4 protein-coding genes and 1 tRNA gene are annotated in these 5,577 nt (G+C 50.6%); 1 reads left to right on the forward strand and 4 read right to left on the reverse strand.

Features of this window, described 5'->3' with window-relative positions:
- The 3 genes from ACP5D0_RS02420 to ACP5D0_RS02430 all read right to left on the reverse strand — a co-directional run.
- Positions 1-938 (reverse strand): ABC transporter permease (locus ACP5D0_RS02420; RefSeq protein WP_472363971.1); only part of this gene is annotated, 938 nt, incomplete at its 3' end.
- On the reverse strand, positions 935-1,915 hold the full coding sequence (locus ACP5D0_RS02425) for an ABC transporter permease (protein WP_472363972.1): 981 nt from the start codon (positions 1,913-1,915) through the stop codon (positions 935-937). The genes ACP5D0_RS02420 and ACP5D0_RS02425, both read right to left, overlap by 4 nt.
- Complete coding sequence (locus ACP5D0_RS02430; protein ID WP_472363973.1) at positions 1,915-4,092, reverse strand: ABC transporter substrate-binding protein; 2,178 nt, start codon at positions 4,090-4,092, stop codon at positions 1,915-1,917. Before ACP5D0_RS02430 ends, ACP5D0_RS02425 begins: the two co-directional genes overlap by 1 nt.
- Before the next feature lie 222 nt (positions 4,093-4,314).
- Between ACP5D0_RS02430 and ACP5D0_RS02435 the strand changes: the two genes are divergently transcribed.
- Positions 4,315-5,091: an enoyl-ACP reductase FabI gene (locus tag ACP5D0_RS02435; protein ID WP_472363974.1), complete on the forward strand. Its 777-nt coding sequence runs from the start codon at positions 4,315-4,317 to the stop codon at positions 5,089-5,091.
- A 292-nt stretch (positions 5,092-5,383) separates the two neighbouring features.
- Here the strand turns inward: ACP5D0_RS02435 and ACP5D0_RS02440 are convergent.
- Positions 5,384-5,460: transfer RNA gene (locus ACP5D0_RS02440), tRNA-Asp, on the reverse strand.
- Positions 5,461-5,577: the final 117 nt, after the last annotated feature.

Raw genomic sequence — 5,577 nt, forward strand, 5'->3', positions numbered from 1 at the left:
GCCCGCTCTTCGGTGGAATTGAACCACTCTGGGTGGTGGCTCATAATGGTTTGCATCACCAGCACGGCGGCGGCAATCAGCAGAACGCCGGGAATGGAGTTTAACGTGGTGTAAAGGTACTGAATGACATCGTCCACCCAGCCGCGAAACAGTCCGGCACTGATGCCCAGAAACAACGCCAGCGGCAGCATGACCAAGGTGGTTAACACACCAATTAACACGCCGGTGCGAATGCTTTTGAGCGATTCGTAGAGGACATCCCCGCCCACTTTGTCGGTGCCGAAGACATGATAGTGTTGACTGAATAGGTACAAGCTGGTCAAAAACACAACCACCAGGGCAAAGGTGGCATAGGCGGTGCGCCAAGGCAGGCGGGTTTGTCCCTGCCAGGCCTGGTAAAATGCCTGCCGAACCGTCAGACGGCAACGGCGAGCACGCCAAACGAGGTGAACCCCTATGCCGACGGCACTGATCAACAGTCCAATCATCAAGGCTTCAATCGCGGTCGTCCAGATGGGTGTCGGGTCGATGTGTTGCAGAGGGCGGTAACGTTGCTCGACCTCACCGTTTGCCAATATCGTCAAGCTTTTATTGTATTCCTGCGTGGCAAAGGGCGCGGAGTAAGTGCGTTCCTGAGTAGCGGCCAAATGCGGAAGCACCGCGTCCAGCAAACTCTGATTGCCGGAGATCGAACGGCTCTTTTGGGCACTTTCGTGTGTCGATTCCAGCCGAAAATGCACAGAATCCATCAGTGCGATCATCACATACGTCATCAGAAGAATGGCGGAAATCATCGCCAAGCGCGATTCGAAAATCTGTAACCACTGGTGGCGTACTTGAGACGAACGGCTGATTAAACGTGACCAAACCACCAAGGCCAGCATCAGTCCCCAGATCATGTAATCCGTCCAAAGCATTTCCAAGCTGATCCCCATCATCCGTTCAACCTCACTCTCGGGTCAAACACCGTATAGGAAATATCGGTGAGAATCAGCCCGATGATGTACAACACCGATCCCAGGAACACCATGGATTTCACAATGGCGAAATCCTGCGCATTAATCGCATCAATCGTGTAACTGCCCAGGCCGGGTATCCCGAAAAACGATTCCATAATCAGGCTGCCCATAAAGAGTGTTGGAATCACCACCACCACGCCGGTTAAAATCGGTAGCAGCCCGTTTTGCAGCAGATGCCCAAACAGCACTTTGATTTCCGATAAGCCTTTAGCGCGAGCGGTGCGAATATAATCCTTATGAATTTCTTCCAGGAAAATGCTGCGATACCAGCGTATGCCCGCCCCTAATCCGGCAAAGACGCCAATCATCACCGGTAAAATCAAAAACTTGAACGCATCCCAGCCGCCGCTGTAGCCAGAAATCGGCACCCAATGCCAAATCTTGCTGAACAAGACTTGACCGGCGATGATGTAAAACAAACCGGAAATCGACATAATGGCCACCGCCACCATCATGGTCACACTGTCCAGCACCGAGCCGCGAAACAGTACAATCAGCAATGCAATCGAAATATTGGTGACCAAACCGATGATAAAGGTTGGCAACGCAATCGCCAGGCTTGGCCACATTCGTTCCTGAATGTCTGCGGAAATCTGTCGTCCATCGTCCGATTGACCGAAATCGAACGTAAACAATTTCACTGATTCATTCACAAACAAGGTGTCGGTCAAAACGCCCAGGCCTGGTGCGTTTTCATTAAAAAATAAGGGTTTGTCGTAACCGTGATCCTGCTTCCAGGCCTCAATCATTTCAGGCGTTGTCTGCTTGGCTCCCAGATGGGTTCGCGCCATATCCTCAGGCGTGTTCACCATAAAAAATAGCGCAAAGGTAATCAGGTTGACACCGATCAGAATCGGAACCGCAAACAGCAAGCGTCGCACAATGTAAGCCAGCATCAATCGTCTCCTGCCATGTCATGGGTGTGGATTCGGGCTTGTTGCCGTTTGACATAAGCCCGCCGTAATGGCAACACCGCCAGCACCAGTAGGATCAGAAGCAGCCACAGTGGCCACAGCACCGGTGCGTTCCATTCCGCCTGTTTCTGTGCTCGAACTTTAGCGTCCAACCGTTTGTATTTTAAAGTATTGTTTGCTAAAGGGTTGGCCCAGACATTGTGATACCAGTGGTGATAGAGTGCGAGACTTTTCGGGTTGAAGCCCCAGGACCAGGGCGCATCTTCTTGTGCAATACGCACCATTTTTCGAATCAGACTCAAGCGTTCCGGCCCGTTCGAAAGGGTTTTGATCTGCTCAAACAGTCGGTTAAATTCAGGGTTGTCGTAATTGGCGTAGTTAATGCCGGCACCTTGGTTTTTAACGGTGCTTTGTGCACCGTCCAGTAAAAACAGGAAATTTTCCGGATCTGGGTAGTCGGCATTCCAGCCCCAGGAGAACATCTGCCCTTGGCCGGTGCGCATCTTATCTTGGAAGCGGTTGTAATCCGTGGCGCGAATCACCAGTTCAATGCCGAGCTGTGCAAACTGCTTTCGATACCAGTTCAGCTGTGATTTACTGTTCGGCCCGGTGGCGGCAGTATCGTAATGCAGCACCAATGGCTCGCCATTTGGTTTTCGACCATTGGGATAACCGGCTTCGGCCAGTAAACGCTTGGCTTTTTCAATGGATTTACGCTGTGGATGACCGTTTTGCCAATCGTATACAAATGGGTTTAGACCGTCTTGCCCCGCTTGATGACCAAAAATGCCCGGTGGAATCGGCCCCTGCGCCGCCACGCCACGACCATTCAAAAAGATGGAAATGTATTCTTCATTATTAAGTGCAATGCTAATGGCCTGGCGCAACTTGCGTTGTTTTTCACTGTAGCCCCCCACTACCGGATCCAGCATATTAAAGCCAAAATAAAATATGGACGGTTCCACCACATTTAAAAAACGAATGCCTTTACGCGTCATTTCATCCGTCAGGCTCAGGTCGCCGCCGGACGAGACGGAAATCGCCTGATCAAAACTGTCGGAACTGACGCCGGACGCATCGTAATAGCCTTGCAGAAATTTATTCCACAAGGGCACGCTTTCTTTTTCCAGCGAGTAAATCACCTCTTGAATAAAGGGTAACGGATGATTGGCATCCTTCAGCAAGGCTGGGTTGGCACCTTCCGGCAAACCGTCAGACGGATAAACACCGTGATGGTAATTGGGATTGGCCACTAATCGCATACGGCGGTTAGGGTCGTTTTCCACCAACTGATACGGTCCGGTTCCGACTGGGTAGGTGTCGAGTGAAATGTTCTTTTCCACCAGACCTGGCTGATCATAAAACACTTCCGCTTCCCACGGAATCGGGGCAAAAAAGTTCATGCTTAACCAATAAATAAACTGCGGGTAAACCCCATGAATGCGAATGTGAAGCGTCCGCTCGGACACCACCTGAACCCCCGGAATTTCCGCTTTGCGTAACGCCTTCACTGAAATTGGTTCGGCAGATACCTTCTCGGAAAAGTTTTCCAAGCCTACGATAAACGGTTTCATGGTGCCCAGAATGGGCGAATGATGACTGCGCACCGCCATACGCTTAATGGCATAAGCGTAATCCTCCGCCGTCAGCGTGCGGGTGTCGGTGGGTTGAATATCTTCCAGTGTGCGAATTTGCTCTAGCGGCTTGGCTGTCAGGGGCACCAGTGCCGGTTCGCCATCGGCATTTTTGACAAAGGCCGGGTGTGGCTGATAAAAAATATCGGGTTTCAGTGTCAGACGGTACTCCGTAAACGCCACCTGTTCCGAGCCTTCCGGAACCGGCTCGCCATTGGCATTCAGGTAAACCACTTCTGGCATGGTGGTGAGCGTTAAAGGTTCCAGCGTGTAGGGGCGTTTGAAGTAATGGTATTGCAAGGGTGGTTCATACACTTGACTGATGATCGACCATTCATTGGCGTTGTAAGAAACAACCGGATCCAAATGTTTTGGGCGGGAAGAAAAAGCGGAAAATAAAACCGGTCTTTCGACCATGGAAAGTTCATAGGGGCTGTTCCAGCGATCCACGCCGCATCCACCGACTGACCCCGCCAACACCACCACGGCAATCCAGGCTAAAACGCCTTTAAATAATCCATGCATTATTTGAATTGTCCGATCGTTCATGCCCGATTCACTTTTTTGAGAGGCTCCGATTATGTTGTAGGAATGGCTATTTTTCGTAAAAACACGACGCCATTGAAACATATGGTTCACATTGTAACATTAAAGAAACCTAACCATTATAGCGAGTTTTGGCGTTATAATGAGCCGATTAATAAGACACAATTTACATTGAAACATGCGATGACAAAAGGAGTGAAAATGGGGTTTTTAACCGGAAAAAAAGCGTTAATTGTCGGGGTAGCGAACAATAAGTCCATTGCCTACGGTATTGCAAAGCAAATGCATGAGCAAGGTGCGGAGATTGCCCTTACCTATCAGACCGAAAAATTGAAAAGTCGCGTGGAAAAAATTGCCGAAGAACTGGGCAGTCAAATCGTTTTGCCGCTGGATGTCACCTCTGATGAGCAGATCGAGCAGGTGTTTGCCGAACTGGGGCAGCAGTGGGATGGCTTGGACATTCTGGTGCATTCGGTCGCCTTTGCGCCCCGCGAAGAGCTGGAAGGTCGAATGATTGACGCTTCGACCCGGTCTGGTTTCTCTGTTGCACACGATGTCTCCGCCTACAGTCTGACAGCCTTGACCAAAGGGGGTTACGAGCTGCTCAAGAAGAACAGCGGTTCGGTGATGACGGTGACTTACCTCGGCGCGGAAAGAGCTGTTCCAAATTACAATGTTATGGGCATTGCCAAAGCCTCTCTGGAGGCCACGGTGCGTTATTTAGCAGCCGATCTCGGACAAGATGGCATTCGCGTCAATGCCGTATCCGCGGGGCCGATCCGCACCCTCGCCGCCTCCGGCATTAAAGATTTCCGCAGCATGCTGGACAAAGCGGCCGCCGCAACCCCGCTGCGTCGCAATGTGACCATTGAAGAAGTCGGCAACACCGCCGCTTTTCTTTGCTCGGATCTCGCGTCCGGCATCACCGGTGAAGTCACCTATGTGGACGGCGGTTACAACACCACAGCCAGCAGCTGATCGCTCGTACCCAAAATGACCAGGCCTGGTCATTTTCATACAAAGCTCCCTAAGGGGCTTTTTTTTGTCCTAACCCGAGTGGTGACACATTAGGGCGTCGATGTCTGGGGGCTATCTGTGGTTTTTTATCTGTGGTTTATCTGAGATGGTGATGATGGGGAGGCGGTGCGTTAAAAGGTTGGTAAAAACTCAAGCAAAGAGTTTGAGGCAAAACGGTGAAAAAAGACAGATCGAGTTTGATAGGAAAATTTAAGAAAGTGTCGTAATAGAAAGGCTATCGAAAAACGATAAATGGCGGAGTGGACGGGACTCGAACCCGCGACCCCCTGCGTGACAGGCAGGTATTCTAACCAACTGAACTACCACTCCGAACAGGAAAAAAATGTTTCAAACAACTCGGCTTAAAGCATTTGTGAATGATTTAACGATAATGGTGGGTGATACTGGGTTCGAACCAGTGACCCTCGCCTTGTAAGGGCGATGCTC

This window comes from Hydrogenovibrio sp., from assembly GCF_049975065.1.
In the GTDB taxonomy this organism is placed as follows: domain Bacteria; phylum Pseudomonadota; class Gammaproteobacteria; order Thiomicrospirales; family Thiomicrospiraceae; genus Hydrogenovibrio.